Source organism: Nonomuraea basaltis (genome assembly GCF_005893125.1).
GTDB classification, from domain to species: Bacteria; Actinomycetota; Actinomycetes; order Streptosporangiales; family Streptosporangiaceae; genus Nonomuraea; species Nonomuraea basaltis.
In genome coordinates, this window is record NZ_VCJS01000005.1 from 1 (window position 1) to 21,677 (window position 21,677).

The following is a 21,677-nucleotide window of genomic DNA, read 5'->3' on the forward strand; positions in this document are numbered from 1 at the left end:
CCGCTCCCTCGGGCCGCGGCTCGAAGTCCACCCCCAAGCCTGGTGACGTCTGATCGTCCACCTCATGAGTGACACGAACCGGCCACAGACGCCCCACGTTCGGGGCGTCTGGCCCGACCACCCCTGCGGGAGGCACGGGTCCCGCACCGCCGTCCTCGCCGGAGGGCCGGCCCGTGGGTAGCCCGTCGGACAGCACCGGGTCACGCGGGCGTGACCTGGCTCGTTCGGCGGCGGACGGCTGGCCGTCGGTGGACGCGTGGCGCGAACAACGCGACCGCCTCCGCGCGGAGCCGCCCCACGCCGAGCCGCCCCCGGGCACGGGCGAAACCCCACCCGCCACGACCGGCTCCCCGCTCTCGGGCCGAGCCACGCCGCCCCAAGAGAACGAGCGACCCTCGGACGCTGGGGACGCGGGAGAACCATCCACAGGCGACGAGCAGGCCGACGCGGGGAGAGCAGCCGCAGGCCGTCAGCAGGCCGACGCGGAGAGACCGGCCGCAGGCCGTCAGCAGGCCGACGCGGAGAGACCGGCCGCAGGAGACCAGCACACCGCCGCCCCAGACGATCGGGTCGATGCTGCCGTACAGAACGCTGCCGCACGGACCTCCGACGACGAGGCCCCGGCCGGCGGCGGCTACGGGGGCGGCGGGTGGCACTCCGAGGTGCTGGCCGGCAGCAGTTGGTTCGCGGACGATGAGATGGACGGCGGCAAGAAACGAACGGGCAAAGGACGCAAGTCCAGTCGCTCCGCCTATCGATCCGATGGTCGCTCTGGTGGTCAATCCTCTGGACTGGCCGGGGGACGATTCAAGGGACAGACAGGGAAGGGGCAACGGGGCCGCGGCTGGGTGCCTGAGGGACCCGACGCTGACAGCCCCGCCGGTGCGGGCCCCACCGCCGATCCGGAGTCGGTGGCCCGGGCCATCTGCCTGCGTCTCCTCACCATGGCGCCCAAGACGCGAGCCCAGCTCGCCGAGGCCCTCCGCAAACGGGACGTGCCGGAGGAAGCCGCCGAAGCGGTCCTCGGCCGGTTCTCCGAGCTGGGCCTGATCAACGACGAGGCGTTCGCGGAGGCCTGGGTCGACTCCCGGCACCATGGCCGCGGCCTCGCCAAACGCGCCCTGGCGGCGGAGCTGCGCCATCGGGGCGTGGACAACGACACGGTCAAGGAGGCCGTGGAGCGCCTGGACCCCGACCAGGAGGCGGAGACGGCCCGTCGGCTGGTGGATCGCAAGCTCACCGCCACCCGATCCCTGGACCCGCAAACTCGCACCCGCCGGCTCGCGGGCATGCTCGCCCGCAAGGGCTACTCCTCCGGCCTGGCTTACCGCGTCATCCGGGAGGCGCTGGAAGAGGAGGGCATCGACCTGGAGGACGACTTCTCGTAACGCCGCGCTGCCGCGTTTGACTGTGTGTGCGTCTGTCCCACTCGCGCGCGGTGTCCTGTGGTCCGCCTTCCACATGCCATCTGTGGCGGTTATCTTTGCCCACTTGGGTGTGTGCCCCGCTTGCGCGCGGCGCTTGCTTCGGCCGCACCCCGGGAGCCGGGAGCCGGGGGCCGGGTGCTGGATCTCCGACTCAGCCTTGCGTCTCGGGCTCGTGCGATCCCGTTCGAAGATCGTGACTTTGCGTTGTGTTCACCTTTCCCCGGCGGGAGGTGCGAAGCCGGGACTCCCGGGTTTGCCTTGCGTCGTCCCTGTGCCCGATCATCGGCATGGCGGGCGTCTCGGCTGGCCGAAATCCCTGCTCGGACAGGTCTCCCCCTCTCGGACGGGGCCATCGAGCGGGGCAATTCCGGCATCATCGGGGGATATAGGGCCGAATGTGGAGATGCAGGCCTGTAAGACACGCTTGATGACGCGTTTGCTTGCTCGTGACCAGTTCGACGCATAACCTCGACGGCAGTGAGGAGTTACTCCGCGCAGCGCGGATTGCCATACCGGTGAACGACGGACGAACGAGCTTGGTTGATCGAGGCGGGCGAGGTGTCGGCTATCCCAGTCGACGCCCGGTCAGTCTTGGCTTGACCTCGATTCCGGCGCCGAACGGGCTTTTCGCGGCGCGCTTGTGACCCCTCCCGTTTTGGGTCCGCGTTATGAGGTGTTGACGACGCGAGGAGGGCGGGGCGCACATGGGGCCGCTGGTCGTGGTGCTGATGGTGGCTGTGCTCGTGCTCGCGTTCGGGATGATCGTCGCGCTTCTCGTCGTCATACGCCGGACCTCGGGCAGCCTGCCAGGGACCGCCAAGCCGAGCCCCGAGCAGGTGCAGGCCGTACAGGAGGAGCTCGAGCAGGCACGTGAAGAGGCGCGGGAGATTCGCAACAAGGCGGAGGCCGACGCCGAGGAGATCCTGCGCAGGTCCGAGTCGGCCGCCGAGAGCACCGCGCGGATGCGGCGGGAGGTCGAGGAGGAGAGCCGGATCCTCAAGTCCGAGCTCAAGGAGCTGCGGGCCGACCTGGAGCGCCGGGAGGCCCGGCTGGCCGAGCGGGAGCAGCGGCTGGACGAGGAGGCCAGGCGGCAGTCGGAGCGGGACAGGAAGCTGGCCGAGACCGAGATCGAGCTGGCCGACCGGCGCGAGGAGCTGCTCCAGGTCGAGGCGGAGCGGCGGGCCATCCTGGAACGGGTGGCCGGGCTGACCAGCAACCAGGCCAAGGCCGAGCTGGTCAAGGAGATCGAGAACCAGGCCAAGCGCGAGGCCGCGCTGATCATACGGCAGATCGAGGGCGACGCCCGCAAGGAAGGCGAGAAGCGAGCCACCAAGATCGTGACGCTGGCCGTGCAGCGGGTGGCGGCGGAGCAGACGGCGGAGTCGGTCGTCAGCGTGCTGCATCTGCCCGGCGATGAGATGAAGGGCCGGATCATCGGGCGTGAGGGGCGCAACATCCGGGCCTTCGAGTCCACGACCGGGGTGAATCTGATCATCGATGACACGCCCGAGGCGGTGTTGCTGTCGTGCTTTGATCCGGTGCGGAGGGAGACGGCGCGGCTCACGCTGGAGAAGCTGGTGCTGGACGGGCGCATCCATCCGCAGCGCATCGAGGAGGCGCACGATCGCAGCCGCCAGGAGGTGCAGGACCTGTGCGCGCGGGCCGGTGAGGACGCCCTGGTCGAGCTGGGGATCACCGACATGCATCCGGAGCTGACGCTGCTGCTCGGGCAGCTGCGCTACCGCACCTCCTACGGGCAGAACGTGCTCAAGCATCTCATCGAGTCCGCGCACATCGCCGGGATCATGGCCGCCGAGCTGAAGCTGAACCAGTCGCTGATGAAGCGCTGCGCCCTGCTCCACGACATCGGCAAGGCCCTCACGCACGAGGTCGAAGGCAGCCACGCGCTGATCGGGGCGGAGATCGCCCGCAGGTACGGCGAGGAGGAGGACGTGGTGCACGCCATCGAGGCGCACCACAACGAGGTCGAGGTCCGTACCGTCGAGGCGGTTCTCACGCAGGCCGCCGACGCGATCAGCGGGAGCCGGCCGGGCGCCCGCCGGGAGTCCCTGGAGGCGTACGTCAAGCGGCTGGAGCGGCTGGAGGAGATCGCGCAGTCGTACGAGGGTGTGGAGAAGGTGTTCGCCATGCAGGCCGGGCGGGAGATCCGGGTCATGGTCAAGCCGGACGCGATCGACGACATCCAGGCCCAGGTGATCGCCCGGGACGTGGCCAAGCAGGTGGAGGAGGAGCTGACCTACCCCGGCCAGATCCGGATCACCGTGGTCAGGGAGTCGAGGGCCACCGAGTTCGCCCGCTAGCCAGAGCGAGCAGAGCTAGCTGAAGAGCTGCTGGTAGAAGGCCAGCTCCGCGGCCAGGGCGGCGGCCCGGGTCTCGGTGCGGCGGAAGCCGTGCGACTCGCCCTCGAACGCCAGGTAGGTGCACGGGATCCCGCGTTCGGACAGCGCGTCGGCGAACGCCGCGGACTGCTCGGGCGGCACCACGGGATCGTCCAGGCCCTGCAGGAGCAGCATGGGGCAGGAGATGCCGTCGGCCAGGGCGAGTGGTTCGCGCGTGGCGTACACCTGCGGATCCTCCGGCCCCACCAGCCACTCCACGTAGCGCGACTCGAAGTCGTGGGTGTGCGCGGCGAGCGGTGCGAGCGCGCTGACGCCGTAGTACGACACGCCGCCCGCGAACACACCGGACCGGCAGCAGGCCGCCATCACGGTCCACCCGCCCGCGCTGCCGCCGCGCACCGCGATCCTGGCGGGATCGGCCAGCCCTTCGGCGGCCAGCCATTCGGCGGCGGCGACCGTGTCGGCCACGTCCACCAGCCCCCACTGCCCCCTCAGCCGCTCGCGGTACGCCCTGCCGTAGCCGGTGGAGCCGCCGTAGTTGACGTCGAGCACGCCGATGCCGCGCGAGGTCAGGAACGCCTTCTGCAGGTCGAGCGCGGTGCCGGCGTGCGCGGTAGGCCCGCCGTGCACGAAGATCACATACGGCGGGGCGCCGCCCTCGGCCGCGGGAGCGTACGGCGGGGCGCCGTCCTCGGTCGCAGGGACGTACGGCGGGTAGAGGTAGGCGTGGACCTCCCGGCTTCCTGGGACCCGCACCGCCCGCGGAACGGGCAGGTAGGCCGGATCGGGCAGCCGATCCACGTCCTGCCGGAGCGATCGGGCCGCGCCCGACGCCGTGTCCACGCTGACGACCGACCGAGGGACCGTGGCGGCGTACCCGATCCCGACCACGGACGTCCCGTCGGCGGCCAGCGCCCCGTCCCAGCCCTTGTAGGGCACGTCGAGGTCGGCCAGCACGCCCGACGCCGGGTCGAGCAAGCCCAGCCGCAGGTCGCCGCTCCCGTGCAGGACCGCCAGCCGCCCGTCCCCGAGCACCGCGTACGGCAGCCCGCCCAGCTGCCACGGCGGCAGGATGAACTCCTCCTCGGCCGGACGCACCGCCCGCGCGCCCTCGCCGTCGAGGCCCACCTCGTAGAGGTTCCACCAGCCGGAGCGGTCGGAGATCAGGTAGAGCCGGGAGTCGTCGTGCCACGACGGCGCCAGCACGGACTCCGCGGGCCCGCCCTGCACCGTCCACGACCCGCCGCCGCCCGACAGGCGGGTGACGCGCAGCTCGGTGCCGTCCCAGGGCATACGCGGGTGGTTCCAGCACACGTACGCCAGGTGCCGCCCGTCGGGCGAGACGGCGGGGGAGGCGTAGAAGTCGCAGCCGGTGGCCCATTCGCGCACCTCGCCGCCGTCCAGCGGGATCGACACGACGGCCCGGGTGACCTTGCCGTCCTCGTCGTGCCGCTCGCGCACGCACCACACCTGGCCGTCGTGGATCAGCAGATCGGCGTAGCGGCAGCCCTCCGGAGTGAGCGGTTTCGGCTCGCCGTTATCCCCGAGGACGTACAGACGCTGGTCCTTGAGGTTGGCGAAGACCAGCTCGCCCGCGGGGGTCACGGCGTACGGCCGCCCGCCGTACTCGTGGACCCGGGTGCGCGCGCACCACGGGGCAGGTAGCAGCTCGCGGCGGGTGCCGTCGGCGGCGCGGCACATGATCGTGGTGCGCCCGCCCTCATCCGGGCGGTCCTCGGTCCACCACACCCGGCCGCCCTGGGCCGTCGGCCAGGCGGGACGCACGCCCGAGCCGGCCACGTCTCTGGTCGAAATGGGGGAGGGCCAGAAAGGCATACCCGCATCCTGCCGGAAGATCGCCGAGCGTGCGGGCGGTCCCCAAAGATCAGGGGCAGCTCCCGGCACGCGGCAGGGACGAGGGCAGCCGCAGACCGTCTTGCCGAACCACTTCCGCAGCAGCCGGGTGGCCGTGCCGTCCCGCCACATCTCGGAGATCGCCCTGTTCACGGCCTCGCAGGTCGCGGTGTCGCCCTTCTTCAGCCCGACAGCCCACTTCTCGTCGAGGACCGGGTCGGAAACCGGTCCCTCGGCGGCTCCAACGGAGATGTGGGACTTTCTTGGCGATCTATGGATGGACGGGCGGCGGGCCGGTCGCCCGCCGCCCGGTCAATCCGTGCCGGAATCGAGCGCCACGCCCGTCGCGGCGCCGCCCAGGCCGGCCGACAAGGCGAGGGTGCCCGCGCCGGGCGGCACGATGGGCCTGGCGGAGCTCTTGCGGCTGCGCCTGCTGCGCCGCTCCAGCCTGTTGGCCAGGTAGCTCAGCGCCATGTTGAGTGCCACGTACATGACGCCGATGACGATCGCCGCCGGGATCAGCGAGCCGAAGAAGACAGCCGGCAGGATCTTGAAGCCGGTGTTGAGCAGGTCTTCGTAGGCGATGATGTAGCCGAGCGCGGTGTCCTTCAGCAGCACCACGAGCTGGCTGACGATCGCCGGCATCATCGCCGTGACGGCCTGCGGCAGCAGCACCAACCGCATCACCTGGTTCTTGCGCATGCCGACCGCGTACGAGGCCTCGGACTGGCCCTTCGGCACGGCGTGCACACCGGCCCTGACGACTTCGGCCAGCACCGAGCCGTTGTACAGGGTCAGGCCCAGGACCACGGCCATGAAGGCGTAGTCGCCGCCGCCCATCAAGGTGGGCGCCAAGTAGAAAATGAAGAAGATCAGCAGCAGCAGCGGGATGGCCCGGAAGACCTCCACCACCAGGCCGGCCGGGATCCGGATCCATCTGTGGTCGGAGAGCCTGGCCAGGCCGAAGATCGCGCCGAAGGCCAGCGCGAGCACCGCGGCCACCGCGGCGGCCTGCAGTGTGCCGATCAGGCCGGGGATGATGTTGATCTGCCACGTTTTCCACTGCAGGAACGGCTGCCAGATCTTGGCGTCCCACTGACCCTTGGCGTCGAAACCGGCGTAGATGCCGTACAGGACGGCCGCCACCGCGACGATGCTGATCGCCGTGAGCGCGCCGTTGCGCACTCGCGCGCGCGGGCCCGGGGCGTCGAACAGGACGGACGTGCTCATCGGACCACCGCCAGGCGTCGCGACAACCAGCCGGTGAAGAAGCCGACGGGCATGGTCAGCGCCATGAACGCGACGACGATGCCGAGGAAGATCGGGATTGATGCGCCCGTCGTGTCGAACACTTCCTTCATCGTGGCCGCCGCGTCGGCGAGAAACCCGCCGGCAGTGGCGACGGTGGTGTTCTTGATCATGGCGATGATCACGCTGCCCAGCGGCGCGATGACCGCGCGGAAAGCCTGCGGCAAGATGATCAGAGTCAGCGACTGTGTGAACGTCAGCCCGATCGCCCTGGCCGCCTCCGCCTGCCCGAGCGGCACCGTGTTGACGCCGGCGCGCAGCGCCTCGCACACGAAGGCCGAGGTGTAGACCGACAGCCCCATCGCGACGAGCCAGAAGGAGTTGGTCTGGGGCGCGTCGGAGAAGACCAGGCCGAGCTTGTCGCTCAGGCCCAGTGCCGAGAACGCCAGCACCAGGGTGAGCGGGGTGTTGCGCACCACGTTGACGTAGACGGTGCCGGCCGCGCGCAGCACCGGCGTCGGAGAGACCCTCATCGCCACCAGGACCGTGCCGAGGATCAGGGAGACCACGACGCCCACGAGCGCGAGCTTGACGTTCTCCAGGAAACCAAGCCCGAGTTCAGGGGCGTACTTGATTAGTTCGTCCATCGTGCTCCACCACATAGGGCGGCGGCGGCCGGGTTACCGGCCGCCGCCTCTGGTGTGATCAGCTACAACCCTCGGCCGGCGGGGCCGCCTCGGACAGCTTCAGGCCCTGAATGCCGCCGAACCACTTGTCCAGCAGCTGCTTCATGGTGCCGTTGTCCCACAGCTTCTTCACCGCGGTGTTGACGGCCTCACAGGTCTTGGTGTCGCCCTTCTTCAGGCCGATGCCGTACTTCTCGTCCGTGAAGCCCTGGCCCAGCACCTTGAAGTTGCCGCCGGCCTGCTTGGCGAAGCCCGCCAGGATCAGGTCGTCGGTGGTCACCGCGTCCAGGTTGCTGCCGCCCAGCTTCTGCACGCACTCGGAGTAGTTGGCCGCGTCGACGGTCGTCGCGTCGATGTCGAGCTCGCCGTCCGGCGGCGGGTCGGTGATCCGCTTGTACGAGTTGGAGCCCGCGGCCTTGCAGATCTTCTTGCCCTTGAGGTCCTGTGGGCTGTTGATCGAGGTGTCGTCCTTGCGGACCATCACGTCCTGGTGGGCGATGACGTAGGGGCCGCCGAAGGTGACCTTGCCCTTGCGCTCCTCGGTGATGGAGTAGGTGGCGAAGATGATGTCGACCGTGCCGTTCTGGAGGAACGGCTCCCGGTTGGACGAGGCCGACTCCTTCCACTCGATCTCCACGTCCTTGCCGCCGGCCATTTCCTTCACGACCGCCTTGGCGACGTCGACGTCGAAACCTTCGGGCTCGTTGCCTGCCTTCAGCCCCAGGCTCGGCTGGTCCCACTTGGTGCCAACGACGATCTTGCTGGCGCCCTGGACCTTCTCCATCACGGTGGCGTAGGTCTGGTCCCCGCCGCCACAAGCGGCCAGGCTCGCGGCCAGTGCCGCTACCGAGAGCACCGCTCCCGCTCGACGCATGTGCATGTGTACCTGCCCTAATAGTTCAGTGCGTGAGGATCTTCGAAAGGAAGTCGCGCGCCCGGTCGGTCTGCGCGTTGGTGAAGAACTCATCGGGAGTGTTCTCCTCCACGATCTGTCCGTCTGCCATGAACACCACCCGGTTGGCCGCCCTGCGGGCGAAGCCCATCTCGTGCGTGACGACCACCATGGTCATCCCGTCACGCGCCAGCCCGATCATGACATCGAGCACCTCCTGCACCATCTCGGGATCCAGTGCAGATGTCGGCTCGTCGAACAGGATCATCTTCGGGTCCATGGCCAGTGCCCTGGCGATCGCGACCCGCTGCTGCTGGCCGCCGGAGAGCTGTGCCGGGTATTTGTCCGCCTGCGCCGCGATGCCCACCCGCTCGAGCAACTCCATCGCCCTCTTGTTCGCGGCGTCCCTGGCGGTGCCGCGCACTTTGATCGGGCCGAGAGTTACATTCTCCCGGATTGTCTTGTGGGCGAACAAGTTGAACGACTGGAAAACCATGCCGACTTCGGAACGGAGCCGGGCCAGCGCCTTGCCCTCCGCGGGCAGCACCTGGCCGTCAAATATGATCTTCCCGTCGTCGATCGTCTCCAACCGGTTGATCGCGCGGCACAGGGTGGACTTCCCGCCGCCCGATGGGCCGATGACGACCAGGACCTCGCCACGAGAGACGGTCAAGTTGATGTTCTTCAGGACGTGCAGTGCCCCGAAGTGCTTGTTGACGTTCTCCAACTGAACCAGTGGAGTGGCGTCGCCGTTCTCCGTCATGGAACGAAACGGTAGAGGGCATTAAGACGCTGGTCACTAACCGAGCGGTACCGATCCGATCACATCCGGCCACTAAGCTGGTCTTTTAGAACCGTACGGGCTGCCGCAAGCCGGACAGCGACTACCCTTGAACGTGCGATGACTGTGACCCAGGAGGGCGCCCGCACGTACCAAGTGCGCACATACGGGTGCCAGATGAACGTCCACGACTCCGAGCGGCTGTCAGGCCTGCTGGAGGACGCCGGCTACGTGCCCGCCCCCGACGGCGAGACCGCCGACGTGGTGGTGTTCAACACGTGTGCCGTGCGGGAGAACGCCGACAACCGCCTCTACGGCAACCTCGGCCACCTCAGACCGGCCAAGACCCGCAACCCACGCATGCAGATCGCGGTGGGCGGCTGCCTGGCGCAGAAGGACCAGGGCGAGATCGTCCGCAAGGCGCCGTGGGTCGACGTGGTGTTCGGCACCCACAACATCGGCTCGCTGCCGGTGCTGCTGGAGCGGGCCCGCATCGAGGGCGAGGCGCAGGTCGAGCTGAAGGAGTCGCTGGAGGTCTTTCCTTCGACGCTGCCGACCAAGCGCGAATCCGCCTACGCCGCGTGGGTGGCCATCTCGGTCGGCTGCAACAACACGTGCACGTTCTGCATCGTGCCGTCGCTGCGCGGCAAGGAGAAGGACCGCCGGCCGGGCGACGTCCTCTCCGAGGTCCGGACGCTGGTCGGCCAGGGCGTCCTGGAGGTCACGCTGCTGGGCCAGAACGTCAACACGTACGGTGTGGAGTTCGGCGACCGGCTGGCCTTCGGCAAGCTCCTGCGCGCCTGCGGCGACATCGACGGACTGGAGCGGGTGCGCTTCACCTCGCCGCACCCGGCCGCGTTCACCGACGACGTGATCGCCGCCATGGCCGAGACGCCCAACGTCATGCACCAGCTGCACATGCCGCTGCAGTCGGGCTCTTCTCGTCTCTTGAAGGCGATGCGGCGTTCGTACCGGGCCGACCGTTATCTCGGCATCATCGAGCGCGTCCGCGCCGCCATGCCGGACGCCGCCATCTCGACCGACATCATCGTCGGCTTCCCGGGGGAGACCGAGGAGGACTTCCAGGGCACGCTCGACGTGGTCCGGCAGAGCCGCTTCGCCAACGCCTTCACCTTCCAGTACTCCATCCGGGCCGGCACGCCTGCGGCCACCATGCCGGACCAGGTGCCCAAGGAGGTCGTGCAGGAGCGCTACGAGCGGCTGGTCGCCCTGCAGGAGGAGATCTCCTGGGATGAGAACAAGAAGCAGGTGGGGCGGACGCTCGACGTGCTGGTGGCCGAGGGGGAGGGGCGCAAGGACGACGCCACCCACCGGCTGTCGGGGCGGGCGGCCGACAATCGGCTCGTGCACTTCGCGGTGGGTTCCGACGTTCCTCGGCCAGGTGACATGGTGACGGTCGAGGTCACGTACGCGGCGCCGCACCACCTGGTGGCGGACGGGCCCGTACGGGTCAGGCGGACCCGGGCGGGCGACGCCTGGGAAGCCCGCCAGGCCGCGCCGTCCGCGGGCTCCGGCGTCCTGCTGGGCATGCCCACCATCGGCCGCCCGGCTCCCGTCGCCCCGACGAGCGCCTGCTCCGCCTCCTGAGGCGTCCTCTTTCCACAGCCGGGGTCCTGCCAGTGAGCCTTTCCGCGCAAGGTATTGGTCACTCTGGGTGATCAGGAGCAGAGCGTGCCCGAACCCGTTGACCGTGAGTGCGGGCATCGTTAATCAGTTGCCGACGCCATGCGCGTCGCCGATGATTGCGGCCGTGACTACGACACGACGAGCCGACATGTTCACCGCGGACGGCAAGCCGTCGGACGACGACCCGCGTGAGAACGGACCAGCGTTGGGCGACGAGCGCACCACGCTGGTCGAAGCCGTGCGCTGTGCACGCCTCACATTGGAGATGAAATGCTCGGGTCTTGATGCGGAGGCTATGGCGCGGCGTTCCGTTGAGCCGTCGACGATGTCGCTCCTGGGGCTGGTGCGACACCTGGCCGAGGGGGAGCGTGCGACGTTCCGGGTGATGATGGCGGGACAGGACGTGCCCCGGCTGTTCACCTCCGGGACCGACCGTGACGGTGATTTCGATGGTGCTGTTCCCGACCCTCAGGTGGTTGCGGAGGCATGGGACGCATGGCGTGCGGAGGTGGACTTCGCCGAGCGGTTTGTGGCCGAGGCGCCCAGTCTCGACATCACCGGCCACGATCCCTTGAATCTGCATGGCAGCGGTGGAGGGTCGATGTCGCTGCGCGAGGTGCTGGTCGGGATGATCTGGGAGTATGGCCGCCACATGGGTCACGTCGACCTGTTGCGCGAGCGGATCGACGGACGCATAGGCCAGTAATGAGCCCTTCCGCGTAGGTCATGACGTAAGGACTCGCGGGAGCCCGGGCTCCACGGATCTCGCGGAATGCGGATCAGCAGTCCGAGAGCACGGTCTCCATGGCGTCCTTCTCGGCTGCGGTCACCCAGACCTCGTACTTCGCCTTCACGTCGATCTGGCGGGCGATGTACGTGCACCGGTACGCCTTGCGCGGCGGCAGCCAGGTGGCCGCGTCGGCGTCGCTCTTCTGGCCGTTCAGCGGCCCGTCCACCGCCAGCAGATTCAGTGGGTCGTTCGCGAACTCCTTGCGCTTGGTCGCCGTCCACTGCTGGGCTCCCTTCTGCCAGGCGTCCGACAGCGGGATCAGGTGGTCGATCTGGACGGCCATGCTGGTCTCCTGGCCGCGTTTGAACTCGATCGTCTTGCCGCTGTAGGGGTCCTTGAGCGTGCCCGTCAGGACGATGCAGTCGTGGGTGCCCGACTTGAAGGTCTCGTCCTTCAGATCGCGCTTGAGGACGTCATTGCGGGTGTCGCAGCCGTTGCGGTCCACGTCGGCCCAGGCGGAGCCGAACTCGTCGCGGTCGAAGCCGGTCTTGGGGGCGCGGCCTTTGACGGCCAGCTTGGCCAGCTTCTTGCGGGCGTCCGAGACCGAGGCCGAGTCTGGCTTGGAGGTCTCGGGGGTTGTGTCTTGCGCCTCCAGACCGCCGCAGCCGGTCAGTACCGCCATGGTGGCCAGACCGGCCATGAACGCCCGAACGCGCACGTGTGCTCCCTAGACTTCAGTTTTCGTAAAGTCTAGGTATAGCAAGTGCCCGTAAATCGTCTTATAACGCCTCAATGGCGTCGATCAGCCACTCTGCCAGGCATCAGGCGAAAGACGAGCAAGGGGCCCGCGCACCGCGGAACAGGACCTGGCCGGGACGGCGTAGGTGTAGTCCCTGCTATCTGTGGTGGACCGCTGGACGCGGATCACCATACTCTGATTGTGGATCATGGCGGGTCAGAGAGAGGTGGCATGGCGCAGCGGCGCTTGTTGGAAGGGCTCGGGGTCACCGTGGCCGAGGAGACGGCGTACCGGGCCCTGCTCAGGCACGGGCCAGCGACGCTGAACGAGCTGGCCGCCGAGACCGGCTCGTCCGCGGCCGCCATCCGCCGCATGCTGCCCCGGCTGGAGGACCTCGGGCTGATCTCCCGCGTGGCGGGCCGGCCGCTGCGGCTGGTCGCGACCCCGCCGAACGTCGCCATCGACATCCTCGTCGCGCGCCGCCAGGAGGAGATCGCGCACAGCCGGGCCGCCGCCGCGCTGCTGGCCACCGAGGTCGCCGAGCGCAGCGGGCCGCAGCCGGAGGAGGTGCTGGAGGTGGTGACCGGGCGCGACGCCGTGGCCCGCCGCTACCTCCAGCTCGAACGCAACGCCACCAGCGAGATGCTGGTGCTGGTGCATCCGCCGTACGCGGTGGACATCAGCGACGACAGCGAGAACCGGCAGCGGGCGGCCCGCCGGGGAGCGCCCGTCACCCGCGGCATCTACAGCCCGCTCGCGTTCGAGCACCCCGGCATGCTGGCCCACACCCGCCGCGCCGTCGCCGACGGCGAGCAGGCCAGGCTCGGCCAGGTGCCGGTCAAGCTGGCCATCGCCGACGCCCGGACCGCCATCCTGCCGCTGGTCTCCGACGAGGACCGGGCCGTGGAGAGCGCCCTCGTGGTGCACCCGTCGGCGCTGCTCGACGCCCTGGTGGGCCTGTTCGAGACGCTGTGGCGGGCCGCCGTCCCGCTGCGTCTGGCCACGGAGGGCCTGGAGCCGGAGGCATGGCCGCAGCCGCCGGACGCGGAGGTGCTGGCGCTGCTGGCGGCCGGCATGAAGGACGACGCCATCGCCAGGCAACTGGGTCTGAGCCCGCGTACGGTGCAGCGCCGCGTCCAGGTGCTGAGCGAGCGCCTGGGCGCCAGGACCCGTTTCCACGCCGGCTTCCTCGCCGCCCAGCACGACCTTCTCTAAGTGATCAGGATCCCGCCGTCCACCGGCAGTGTCACTCCGGTGATGTACGAGGCCGCGTCGCTCGCCAGGAAGACCGCCGCGGCCACCAGCTCCGCAGGGTCGCCCGGCCGTCCCATCACCACCCGGGACTCCACCATCCGCTCCAGGTAGCCGGGTTGGTACTGCTCGGTCATCTCTGAGGCGAAGAACCCCGGCTCCAGGCAGTTGACCCTGATCCCGCGCCGCCCGGTCCACTGCTGGGCCAGGTCGCGCGTGAGCCCGAGCACCGCCGCCTTGGACGCGCTGTAGGCGGCCTGCGGCAGCCCGGCCGTGGTCTCGCCGAGCACGCTGCCGATGTTCACGATCGACGATCCCGGCCGCATGACCCGCGCGCAGGCCTGCGCCATCCAGTATGTGCCGTGCAGGTTGACGTCGACGACCTGCCGGAACTCCTCGGGCGTCTCGCGCAGCGCGGGCACGGCGCTGGCGATCCCGGCGTTGTTGATCAGCACGTCGACGTGCCCCATGGCCTCGACGGCCGCGGCGACGAGCGCGTCGCAGTCCTCCGGGCGCGACACGTCCGTGCCCACGGCCAGGCACCGGCGGCCGGTCTCCTCGACCAGCCGCCGCGTCTCTGCCAGCCGGTCCGCGCGCCGGGCGCCGATCACGACGTCGGCGCCCGCCTCGGCCAGGCCCTGGGCAAAGGCCACGCCCAGCCCGGACGAGGCCCCGGTGACGATCGCCACCTTGCCGTCCAGCCGGAACCGCTCCAGCACGTCAGACCTCGCATCCCGGGCCGAGACCGAAACGCTCCAGCACGGCCAGAACCCTCTAGAGCCCGTATTCCTTGACGATCCGCTCGTGCCGCTCGACCTCGACGTCGATGTCGCGGGCCAGGTCGAGCCAGGCCAGCGGGTGCACCCACCGCTCGGTGGCGTCGTCGAGCAGCGCGTCCACCTCGGCGGGCGCCACGTCCGGCGGCACCGCGACCCAGCCGAACACGCCCGGCAGCGGCTCGCCGCTCGACGGGTGGGTGACCTGGTAGTTCTCGTCGCTGTAGACCCACATCGGCCAGCCGCGCTCGGCCATGACCTCGGTGAACTCCGCCCAGTCCTCCTCGCTCGGCGCGGCGCCGTCGAAGAAGTAGCTGGTGTAGCCGCCCGGCCGCAGGATGCGCACCGCGGCGAACGGCGGCACGAAGTTCTGCTGCTCCTCGGGGTCTTCGGGAACCGGCTCCAGCAGCTGCGGGTCGAACACCACCAGGTCGCCGGCGTTGTAGTCCATGCCCCGCGGCTGCGGCAGGGCCAGCCTGGCCGTGGCGGGCCCGGTGCGGATCGACAGCACCTGGCGCTGGCCGCCGTCGGGCGCGGGGAGGATGACCCTGATGAGGCCCATCTCCTCCTCGATCGGGCCCTCCGCGGACTTGACCGGCATGCCGATCCTGGCCGCGCCCTTGCGCACGATGTCCCAGTCCTCCGCCGAGGTGGCCATGACGATCATGCGCCAGACGTCCTCGTCGGTGAGCTCGTCGATCACTTCGAGCAGCACCTGGGCGGCCCTGGCGTTCTGGTCGAGCTGCTGGGCGGCGCCGGACAGCAGGCGGCGGGACTCGATGCCGGCCCCGGCCGCGACGGCGTGCTCGGCGGCGTCGAGCGCCTCCGGCCACCGCTCCCGGGCGCTGTGCAGGCGGGCGAGCGCGACGTACTGCTCGTCGTGCGGCAGCATCGCGGCCAGCTGCTCCAGCCGCTCGTCCTGGCGGGCCTCGATGAGCAGCGTGGTCAGGTAGCCGATGTCGTCGGAGTCGGCCTCGCCGATCTTCCCGGAGTCGACGAGCAGCTTCCAGTAGATGTCGGCGCCGGTGGCGGGGTAGCCGAGGAAGCCGAGCGTGGTGGTGTGGCGGCGGGTGCCCTCGAGGTCCTCGCCGGACAGCGGCGCCAGCCAGCCGACCCACTTCTCCGGGTCGGCGTTGAAGCCGTCGGCGGCGTCGAACAGACCGACCCGCTCCCCGACCGGCCCTGGGGCCTCGGGCTCGGTGGCGGCGTCGGCGGCGGCCCGCAGGGCGGCGATGCGCTCGGGCACGCCCTCGGCGTCGCGCAGCTCGGCGGCGCCGGACTCGGCCAGGTCGGCCAGCAGCCTGGCCTGCCACACGGCCTGTCTGGCGACGGCCAGGTCGCCCGCGATCAGCGCGAGCTCGACGCGGGCGCGGTAGCCGCCCATCATGCCGAAGTAGTCCATCCACTGGCGCAGCACGCGGCCGAGCTGCCAGGTGTTGGTGATCTGCGAGGAGCCGGCCAGCAGGCTGACCGCCCGCGACCACTCCACGAAGACGCGCGGGTGCTCGCCGACCACGTCGAGGTCGGGCAGCGCGTCGACGGCCTCGGTGATGCGGCCCAGCGTGGCCAGGATCAGCGCGCGGCGCACGCCGTCGCGGTGCTCCTTGGCCACCGGGTCGTCCGGCTGGAACCCGGCCGCCGCCTGCAGCGCGTCGAGTGCGTCCTCGGCGCGGCCCGCGGCCAGCAGGGCGCGGGCACTCTCCGCGCCGAGCTCCCAGCTCGCCTCACGCCCGGCCACCCGCAGCCGCTCGACGGCGGACTCGGCGTAGGTCACGGCCTCGCCCGGCTTGCCGGCGTCGATCAGCGCGGCGACGTATTGGGTGACGAGCCCAGTGAAGGCGGGCTTCTCCGGGCTCATGCCCTCGATGTGGGTCCCCAGCGTCTCCAGGCGCTCGCCGGCGTGGCCCGGGCCGTCGGCGTTGGCCCACACGATGGCCAGCGCCTCGACCGCGGCCGGGACGGACGGGCACTCGCGCACTTCTTCGCGCAGGGCGAACGCCAGCAGCTGCTGAGCGTCGTCGATGGCGACCGCGCCCTGCGCCCGGTCGCCGACCCGGCCCATCAGGTGCCAGTAGCGGGCGTAGAACTCGATCCACGGCAGCTCCAGGGCCTCGGCCTGCTGCGCTATGGCCGGCGCCATGACGTCGAGCTGCGGGTATCGGCCCTCATAGGCCTGTGCGGGAAGGTCTCCCAGCGCCATGGCGAGGCCAACGTTGCCCGCCTCGGAAAGCTGCTGCTGGGTTTCGCCGACCCAGGCCCAGATGTCCACGTCCATGGGCAGTCAGTCTGCCAGGTCAATGGGCGTGCCCAAAACGCAGAAGCTCGATCAGCTCGTCCGATTCACTGTCGTCCAAGACCGAAAACATCGGCGCCATGAGATCGTCGGTCACCTCCTCGACCGCTGCCCTGCGTGCGACGACCTCGGGCGCCGGCGTGGCGTAGGGCTCCGGCCAGGTGAAGAATTTGGCGATCATCTCGCCCGTCGTGTGCCCGAACGGGGTCGCGTCGTGGGCCGCGGCGAGCGTGGCCTCCAGCGGGTGCAGGCCGGCCGCGATCACGGCGTTGGCGTGCAGGCCGCCGCGCAGCTCACGGACGACGTGCATGAGCTGGGTGGCCCGGGCGGGCGGGTCGTCGGCCAGCGGCACGGCGCGCCATCCGGCGAACAGCGGCGCGCCGGTGGACGGGGCCCGCTCGACGACGCGCTGGAGGAGCTCGGAGATCCTGGCGCAGCCGTCGTAGCCGCCGAGCTTGCGCCTGCCCCAGGCCCGGCACACCTCGGCGTAGAGCTCGACGGCCTGGTCGGCGGGGAGCTTGCGGCCGCCGTTCCAGTTCTCCTCGACGTGCTCGGGCGGGTAGAAGACGACGACCGCGTTGACGACGTCGGCGCCGCACTCGCCGAGCACGCCGCAGCGGCCCCTGAAGTAGAGCTCGCGGGCGCCGAGGCCGTACTCGTCGCAGACGGCCTTGGCCTCTCTGGAGATCGTGAATCCGCCGCCGAACTGGCCGATAGGTGCTTTGACCTGTGTCGCGGTGGTGCGTGGGTCTGCCATGTCCACCCCTCAGTTCGTGAAGTAGACCCAGAATCCCTCAGAAGAACATCATTCTGCAAGCATCAGATCCCCGCTGGCGACGATGACGGCCGGACCGGAAAGGTAGCTCGTGTCCTCGTCGAGAATGACGGTCAGCGTGCCGCCGGGCACCTCGATGGTCCAGGTGCCGGTGGTGTCGCCAGACAGGTTCGCGGCGGCGACGGCCACGGCCACCGCGCCGGTGCCGCAGGAGCGGGTCTCGCCGGAGCCGCGCTCGAAGACGCGCATGACCACGCGGGCCATGCCGACCGGGTTGAACAGCTCGATGTTGACCCCGCCGGGGAAGACGCCGGTGTCGAAGCCGGGCTGGTGGGTGAGGTCGAGCTGGACCACGGGGTCGCCGATGGGGCACGCCAGGTGGGGGTTGCCCATGTCGACGTGGAGGCCGGTGTATTCGTGGACGCCGACGGTGGTCACGCTCTCGCCGTGGATGACGGGCTTGCCCATGTCGACGGTGATGTCGCCGCCGGGCTCGACGCGGATCCTGCGCAGGCCGCCCCTGGTGGCCACCGAGAACTCCTGCGGGTCCGCCAGCCCGGCGTCGATCAGGTAGCGGGCGAAGACCCGCACACCGTTGCCGCACATCTCGGCCATGCTGCCGTTGGCGTTGCGGTAGTCCATGAACCACTCGGCCGCCGACGCCTGTTCGGCCACCTCATGGCACTGCTTCGTGCGAACCACGTGAAGCACGCCGTCGGCGCCGATGCCGGCCCTCCTGTCGCAGACCTTGGCGACGAGCGAGGCCGAGACGTCGAGCTCGCCGTCCGGATCAGGCAGGATGACGAAGTCGTTCTCGGTGCCGTGCCCCTTGAGAAAGCGCATTGTAGGAGTTTATGCGCAGTGGTGTTCGGCGATTCGCGCGAGGGACCGTTCGAGAAGGTCCGGGGCGTCGTACGGCAGCCAGCACACGCGCGGGTCGCGGCGGAACCACGACTCCTGGCGGCGGGCGAAGCGCCTGGTCGCCCTGACCGTCTCCGCGATCGCCTGCTCCTCGCTCCACTCGCCCTCCAGGAAGCGGATGACCTGGGCGTACCCGAGGGCGCGGCCTGCCGTGCGGCCCTCCGCCAGCCCGTGATCGAGCAGCGTGCGCACCTCGTCGACCAGGCCCGCCCGCCACATGCGCTCGACGCGGAGCGCGATCCGCTCGTCCAGCTCCGGTCTCGGCACGTCGAGGCCGATCTGCACACTCGGGTAGACGGCGTCATAGGACGGCATGGTGGCGGAGAACGGGCGGCCCGAGTGCTCGATCACCTCCAGGGCGCGCACGATGCGGCGGCCGTTGCTCGGCAGGATCACCGCCGCGGCCGCCGGGTCCAGCCCGCGCAGCCGCTCGTACAGCGGGGCGGGGCCGCGCTCGGCCAGCTCCGCCTCCAGCCGCGCCCTGATGACAGGGTCGGTGCCGGGGAACTCCAGGTCGTCGAGGGCCGCCCGCACGTACAGGCCGCTCCCGCCGACCAGCACGGGCACCTCGACCTTGTCGATGACGGCCCTGGCCAGCCGCTGGTATTCGGCCACGCTGGCGGTGACCGTGACGTCCCAGACGTCCAGCAGGTGGTGCGGAACCCCGCGCATCTCGGCCGGGGAGAGCTTGGCCGTGCCGATGTCCATTCCCCGGTAGAGCTGCATGGAGTCGGCGTTGACGCACTCGCCCCCTAGCCGGAGCGCGATCTCCACGGCGAGATCGGACTTCCCGGCCGCGGTGGGGCCGACGACGGCGATGACTGGATGCTGGCGCACACCGACAAGTTTGCTAGAGGTCGAGGAGTGTCGGTTGCAGGTAGCCCTCGTGGGTCAGCAGCCGGCGCTTGGTCTCCACGCCCTCGCCGCCGCTGAACCCGCCCAGGCCGTTGCCCGCCGCGATCACACGGTGGCAGGGCACGACGATCGGGATCGGGTTGGAGCCCATGATCGAGCCGATGCCGCGGGCCGGCACCTTCGAGCCGCTGAGCTCGGCCAGCTCGCCGTAGGTGACGGCGGTGCCGTACGGGACCCGGTGCAGGGCCTGGAGCACCTGGAGCCGCGCGCCGGACATGAGCCGCCAGTCGACGGGCGTCTCGAAGGTACGCAGCTCGCCCGCGAAATAAGCGTTCAGCTCCGCGACCGCGAAGGCCGTACGATCCGAATCATGGACTTCAGCCAGCCCGAGCCGGCCGGCCAGCCGCGCCCGGGAGCCCCAGCCCGACGCGACGAGGCCGGCCTCGGTGATGGCCAGCACGAACGTGCCTACCGGCGTCGGCACCTCGGCGAAGGCCACAGTGTCCTCTTCGGGGGCCATGATGTCCTCACGTGAGCTCGTGGTGCTGGGCACCTCCAGCGCGGTTCCTACCCGACACCGTAACCACAACGGCTACCTTCTGCGCTGGGACGGTCAAGGCTTCCTTTTCGACCCGGGCGAGGGCACGCAGCGGCAAATGGTGCACGCCGGGTTAAGCGCGCACGACGTGCACTGGGTGTGCCTCACGCACTTCCACGGCGACCACTGCCTCGGCGTGCCCGGGGTCATCCAGCGCATCGCCCGCGACAAGGTCAGGCACCCGGTGCGGGCGGTGTTCCCCGCCTCCGGCGAGAAGTACTGGCGCCGGCTCCGCCACGCCGCCGCGTTCGCCGACACGTCCGTCATCAGCGAGCATCCCGTCTCCGGCGAGCTGGCCGGCGTCGGCCCGCTGACCGCGCGCCGCCTGTCCCACCCCATCGAGTCGTACGGCTACCGCATCCAGGAGCCGTCCGGCCGCCGCATGCTGCCCGACAAGCTGGCCGCCCACGGCATCCGCGGCCCCGAGGTGGGCGAGCTGCAGCGCACCGGCTCCGTACGCGGCGTCACCCTCGACGAGTGCAGCGTCCCCAAGCCGGGGCAGAGCGCGGCGTTCGTCATGGACACCCGGCTCTGCGACACCGTCTTCGAGCTGGCCTCGGGGGTGGACCTGCTGGTGATCGAGTCCACGTTCCTGTCGCCGGAGAGCGCCCTGGCCAAGGACTACGGGCACCTGACGGCGTTCGAGGCGGGGCTGGTGGCGGCGGACGCGGGGGTGCGCAGGCTGGTGCTCACGCACTTCTCGGAGCGGTACGGGTTCGGCGACGAGCCCGCGTTCGTGGCCGAGGTGCGGCGCAGCTTCGACGGCGAGGTGGTGCTCGCCCGCGACCTGATGAAGGTTCCCGTGCCGAAGCGTCAGGTCCACAGCCCGGCGAAGTAGCCGACGCCGTAGGGGGCCGCCCGCATGAGCAGGCTCCCCGTGTAGGCCGTCCCCGCCGCGCCGGCCAGCACCTGCAGGGCGGCCCGTCCGCCGGCCCACAGGCGGTCCGCCTGCGCGGGGTCCAGGCGGGCGAGGGCGGTGGGGTCGGCGGCGGCGATGGCGTCCGCGATCAGGTCGTCGTACGGCTGCGCGGCGTGCCGTGGCCCGCCGTGACGTCCAGGCCCCCGGGGGCCGTCAGTAGGGGCTGTGGCCGTCCCTGACCTTCGCGAACAGGCTCTGGGCATGGGCGTGGGCCGCCTGGTGCAGGCCGCCCCCGAAGCTGATCCTGGCCACGCCCAGCTCGGCCAGCCGCCCGAGCGCCGGCGTGCCCGGGATGAACAGGACGTTGACCGGCCCGCCGGCCTCCGCGACCAGCGCCTGGATCTCGCCCTCGTCTCCCAGCGTGATGGGGTACACGCAGTCGGCCCCCGCCTCCAGATAGCGCCGCCCGCGCTCGACGGTCTCCTGCCTGGAGGTCCGGCCGTGGAGGTAGGTGTCGATCCGCGCGTTGATCACGAGATCCTGGCCGGCGGCCGCGCGGACCTCGGCCAGGAAGCCGGCCTGGACGTCCGGATCGACCAGCTCGCCGGTACGGGGGTCGGTGTCCTCCAGGTTGCAGCCCACGGCTCCGGTCGCGACGAGCCGCTCGACCAGTTCGGCGGGCTTGAGCCCGTAGCCGCGCTCGACGTCGGCGGTCACGGGCACGTCGACGGCCCTGGCGATGCGGGCGACGGCGGCCATCATCTCGGCGACCGGCGTGTCCTCGCCGTCGTCGTACCCCAGCACCCTGGCGACGGCGGCGCTGCCGGTGGCGACCGCGGGGAAGCCGGCCTCCTGGACGGCGCGGGCCGAGGCGGCGTCCCAGACGTTGGGCAGGACCACAGGGCTTCCCGGCACGTGCAACGCCCGCAGGGCGGCGGCCTTGTCAGTCGTCGTCATACCGTGACCTTAGGGAGCGGAGTGGCTC

Annotated in this window: 21 protein-coding genes; 6 read left to right on the plus strand and 15 right to left on the minus strand. The window is 70.4% G+C overall.

The genetic code is table 11. The features are described from left to right. Positions 1–200 precede the first annotated feature (200 nt). Positions 201–656, minus strand: a complete 456-nt coding sequence (locus tag EJK15_RS70075) for a hypothetical protein (RefSeq protein ID WP_171074078.1) — start codon at positions 654–656, stop codon at positions 201–203. Positions 657–662: 6 nt separating this feature from the next. Here EJK15_RS70075 and recX point away from each other — a divergent pair, with 6 nt between their 5' ends. Both recX and rny read left to right on the plus strand, forming a co-directional pair. Beyond that, a complete protein-coding gene (gene recX / locus EJK15_RS03095; protein WP_276615357.1) occupies positions 663–1,388 on the plus strand; it encodes a recombination regulator RecX in 726 nt (241 codons plus the stop codon). A gap of 743 nt (positions 1,389–2,131) precedes the next feature. Next, complete coding sequence (gene rny, locus EJK15_RS03100) at positions 2,132–3,748, plus strand: ribonuclease Y (RefSeq protein ID WP_138708813.1); 1,617 nt, start codon at positions 2,132–2,134, stop codon at positions 3,746–3,748. Between the two features lie 15 nt (positions 3,749–3,763). On the opposite strand, the gene EJK15_RS03105 is transcribed toward rny, so the two are convergent. From EJK15_RS03105 to EJK15_RS03130, 5 genes are all read right to left on the minus strand, one after another. Beyond that, a complete protein-coding gene (locus tag EJK15_RS03105) occupies positions 3,764–5,623 on the minus strand; it encodes a S9 family peptidase (RefSeq protein WP_138708814.1) in 1,860 nt (619 codons plus the stop codon). Between the two features lie 330 nt (positions 5,624–5,953). Further along, complete coding sequence (locus EJK15_RS03115) at positions 5,954–6,871, minus strand: amino acid ABC transporter permease (RefSeq protein WP_138708815.1); 918 nt, start codon at positions 6,869–6,871, stop codon at positions 5,954–5,956. After that, positions 6,868–7,536 (minus strand): amino acid ABC transporter permease, encoded by a 669-nt coding sequence (locus EJK15_RS03120; protein WP_138708816.1) that lies wholly within the window; start codon positions 7,534–7,536, stop codon positions 6,868–6,870. Before EJK15_RS03120 ends, EJK15_RS03115 begins: the two co-directional genes overlap by 4 nt. A 58-nt stretch (positions 7,537–7,594) precedes the next feature. Further along, the gene (locus EJK15_RS03125; RefSeq protein ID WP_240776745.1) at positions 7,595–8,431 is read right to left on the minus strand and encodes a glutamate ABC transporter substrate-binding protein; all 837 of its coding nucleotides are present in this window, start codon (positions 8,429–8,431) and stop codon (positions 7,595–7,597) included. A 43-nt stretch (positions 8,432–8,474) separates the two neighbouring features. After that, positions 8,475–9,230: an amino acid ABC transporter ATP-binding protein gene (locus EJK15_RS03130; protein WP_138708818.1), complete on the minus strand. Its 756-nt coding sequence runs from the start codon at positions 9,228–9,230 to the stop codon at positions 8,475–8,477. Positions 9,231–9,368: 138 nt separating this feature from the next. Between EJK15_RS03130 and miaB the strand changes: the two genes are divergently transcribed. After that, positions 9,369–10,856, plus strand: coding sequence for a tRNA (N6-isopentenyl adenosine(37)-C2)-methylthiotransferase MiaB (miaB, locus tag EJK15_RS03135; RefSeq protein ID WP_138708819.1), 1,488 nt, complete (start codon positions 9,369–9,371; stop codon positions 10,854–10,856). Positions 10,857–11,043: 187 nt separating this feature from the next. Next, positions 11,044–11,601: a DinB family protein gene (locus EJK15_RS03140; RefSeq protein WP_206060634.1), complete on the plus strand. Its 558-nt coding sequence runs from the start codon at positions 11,044–11,046 to the stop codon at positions 11,599–11,601. A 73-nt stretch (positions 11,602–11,674) separates the two neighbouring features. Here EJK15_RS03140 and EJK15_RS03145 read toward each other — a convergent pair whose 3' ends face one another. Continuing rightward, positions 11,675–12,343, minus strand: a complete 669-nt coding sequence (locus EJK15_RS03145) for an HNH endonuclease family protein (RefSeq protein ID WP_240776746.1) — start codon at positions 12,341–12,343, stop codon at positions 11,675–11,677. A gap of 252 nt (positions 12,344–12,595) precedes the next feature. Here EJK15_RS03145 and EJK15_RS03150 point away from each other — a divergent pair, with 252 nt between their 5' ends. Continuing rightward, positions 12,596–13,579, plus strand: coding sequence for a helix-turn-helix transcriptional regulator (locus EJK15_RS03150; RefSeq protein ID WP_138708820.1), 984 nt, complete (start codon positions 12,596–12,598; stop codon positions 13,577–13,579). Here EJK15_RS03150 and EJK15_RS03155 read toward each other — a convergent pair. Genes EJK15_RS03155 through EJK15_RS03180 form a run of 6 tightly spaced genes read right to left on the minus strand, consistent with a single transcriptional unit; the run spans position 13,576 to position 19,755 of the window. Further along, on the minus strand, positions 13,576–14,334 hold the full coding sequence (locus EJK15_RS03155; RefSeq protein WP_138708821.1) for an SDR family NAD(P)-dependent oxidoreductase: 759 nt from the start codon (positions 14,332–14,334) through the stop codon (positions 13,576–13,578). The two genes, EJK15_RS03150 and EJK15_RS03155, sit on opposite strands and share 4 nt — an antisense overlap. Positions 14,335–14,389: 55 nt before the next feature. After that, the gene (locus tag EJK15_RS03160) at positions 14,390–16,666 is read right to left on the minus strand and encodes a tetratricopeptide repeat protein (RefSeq protein WP_138708822.1); all 2,277 of its coding nucleotides are present in this window, start codon (positions 16,664–16,666) and stop codon (positions 14,390–14,392) included. A 19-nt stretch (positions 16,667–16,685) separates the two neighbouring features. Beyond that, positions 16,686–17,441: an SCO6745 family protein gene (locus tag EJK15_RS03165; RefSeq protein ID WP_240776747.1), complete on the minus strand. Its 756-nt coding sequence runs from the start codon at positions 17,439–17,441 to the stop codon at positions 16,686–16,688. Positions 17,442–17,489: 48 nt separating this feature from the next. Then, entirely contained in the window at positions 17,490–18,302 is an 813-nt protein-coding gene (gene dapF, locus EJK15_RS03170; protein ID WP_138708823.1) for a diaminopimelate epimerase, read from the minus strand. Positions 18,303–18,311: 9 nt separating this feature from the next. Beyond that, complete coding sequence (gene miaA, locus EJK15_RS03175; protein ID WP_138708824.1) at positions 18,312–19,217, minus strand: tRNA (adenosine(37)-N6)-dimethylallyltransferase MiaA; 906 nt, start codon at positions 19,215–19,217, stop codon at positions 18,312–18,314. 13 nt (positions 19,218–19,230) lie between these two features. Beyond that, positions 19,231–19,755, minus strand: a complete 525-nt coding sequence (locus EJK15_RS03180) for a methylated-DNA--[protein]-cysteine S-methyltransferase (RefSeq protein WP_138708825.1) — start codon at positions 19,753–19,755, stop codon at positions 19,231–19,233. Position 19,756: 1 nt separating this feature from the next. On the opposite strand from EJK15_RS03180, the gene EJK15_RS03185 reads away from it, so the two are divergent. Continuing rightward, a complete protein-coding gene (locus EJK15_RS03185) occupies positions 19,757–20,671 on the plus strand; it encodes a ribonuclease Z (RefSeq protein WP_138708988.1) in 915 nt (304 codons plus the stop codon). On the opposite strand, the gene EJK15_RS03190 is transcribed toward EJK15_RS03185, so the two are convergent. Together EJK15_RS03190 and EJK15_RS03195 are read right to left on the minus strand one after the other, a co-directional pair. Next, on the minus strand, positions 20,647–20,955 hold the full coding sequence (locus EJK15_RS03190; RefSeq protein ID WP_138708826.1) for a class III extradiol ring-cleavage dioxygenase family protein: 309 nt from the start codon (positions 20,953–20,955) through the stop codon (positions 20,647–20,649). The two genes, EJK15_RS03185 and EJK15_RS03190, sit on opposite strands and share 25 nt — an antisense overlap. After that, on the minus strand, positions 20,906–21,649 hold the full coding sequence (locus EJK15_RS03195; protein ID WP_138708827.1) for an isocitrate lyase/PEP mutase family protein: 744 nt from the start codon (positions 21,647–21,649) through the stop codon (positions 20,906–20,908). The genes EJK15_RS03190 and EJK15_RS03195 overlap by 50 nt, the downstream gene beginning before the upstream one ends. Positions 21,650–21,677 lie beyond the last annotated feature (28 nt).

What these genes read in the sequence shown, in the direction of transcription:
- EJK15_RS03140 (WP_206060634.1), top strand. Translation starts at nt 11,044, where the DNA reads ATGTTCACCGCGGACGGCAAGCCGTCGGACGACGACCCGCGTGAGAAC.
- EJK15_RS03180 (WP_138708825.1), bottom strand. Translation starts at nt 19,755, where the DNA reads ATGGCCCCCGAAGAGGACACTGTGGCCTTCGCCGAGGTGCCGACGCCG.
- dapF (WP_138708823.1), bottom strand. Translation starts at nt 18,302, where the DNA reads ATGCGCTTTCTCAAGGGGCACGGCACCGAGAACGACTTCGTCATCCTG.
- EJK15_RS03195 (WP_138708827.1), bottom strand. Translation starts at nt 21,649, where the DNA reads ATGACGACGACTGACAAGGCCGCCGCCCTGCGGGCGTTGCACGTGCCG.
- EJK15_RS03120 (WP_138708816.1), bottom strand. Translation starts at nt 7,536, where the DNA reads ATGGACGAACTAATCAAGTACGCCCCTGAACTCGGGCTTGGTTTCCTG.
- EJK15_RS03165 (WP_240776747.1), bottom strand. Translation starts at nt 17,441, where the DNA reads ATGGCAGACCCACGCACCACCGCGACACAGGTCAAAGCACCTATCGGC.
- rny (WP_138708813.1), top strand. Translation starts at nt 2,132, where the DNA reads ATGGGGCCGCTGGTCGTGGTGCTGATGGTGGCTGTGCTCGTGCTCGCG.
- EJK15_RS03150 (WP_138708820.1), top strand. Translation starts at nt 12,596, where the DNA reads ATGGCGCAGCGGCGCTTGTTGGAAGGGCTCGGGGTCACCGTGGCCGAG.
- EJK15_RS03190 (WP_138708826.1), bottom strand. Translation starts at nt 20,955, where the DNA reads ATGCCCAGAGCCTGTTCGCGAAGGTCAGGGACGGCCACAGCCCCTACT.
- miaB (WP_138708819.1), top strand. Translation starts at nt 9,369, where the DNA reads ATGACTGTGACCCAGGAGGGCGCCCGCACGTACCAAGTGCGCACATAC.
- EJK15_RS03185 (WP_138708988.1), top strand. Translation starts at nt 19,757, where the DNA reads ATGTCCTCACGTGAGCTCGTGGTGCTGGGCACCTCCAGCGCGGTTCCT.
- EJK15_RS03130 (WP_138708818.1), bottom strand. Translation starts at nt 9,230, where the DNA reads ATGACGGAGAACGGCGACGCCACTCCACTGGTTCAGTTGGAGAACGTC.
- EJK15_RS03105 (WP_138708814.1), bottom strand. Translation starts at nt 5,623, where the DNA reads ATGCCTTTCTGGCCCTCCCCCATTTCGACCAGAGACGTGGCCGGCTCG.
- EJK15_RS03115 (WP_138708815.1), bottom strand. Translation starts at nt 6,871, where the DNA reads ATGAGCACGTCCGTCCTGTTCGACGCCCCGGGCCCGCGCGCGCGAGTG.
- EJK15_RS03160 (WP_138708822.1), bottom strand. Translation starts at nt 16,666, where the DNA reads ATGGACGTGGACATCTGGGCCTGGGTCGGCGAAACCCAGCAGCAGCTT.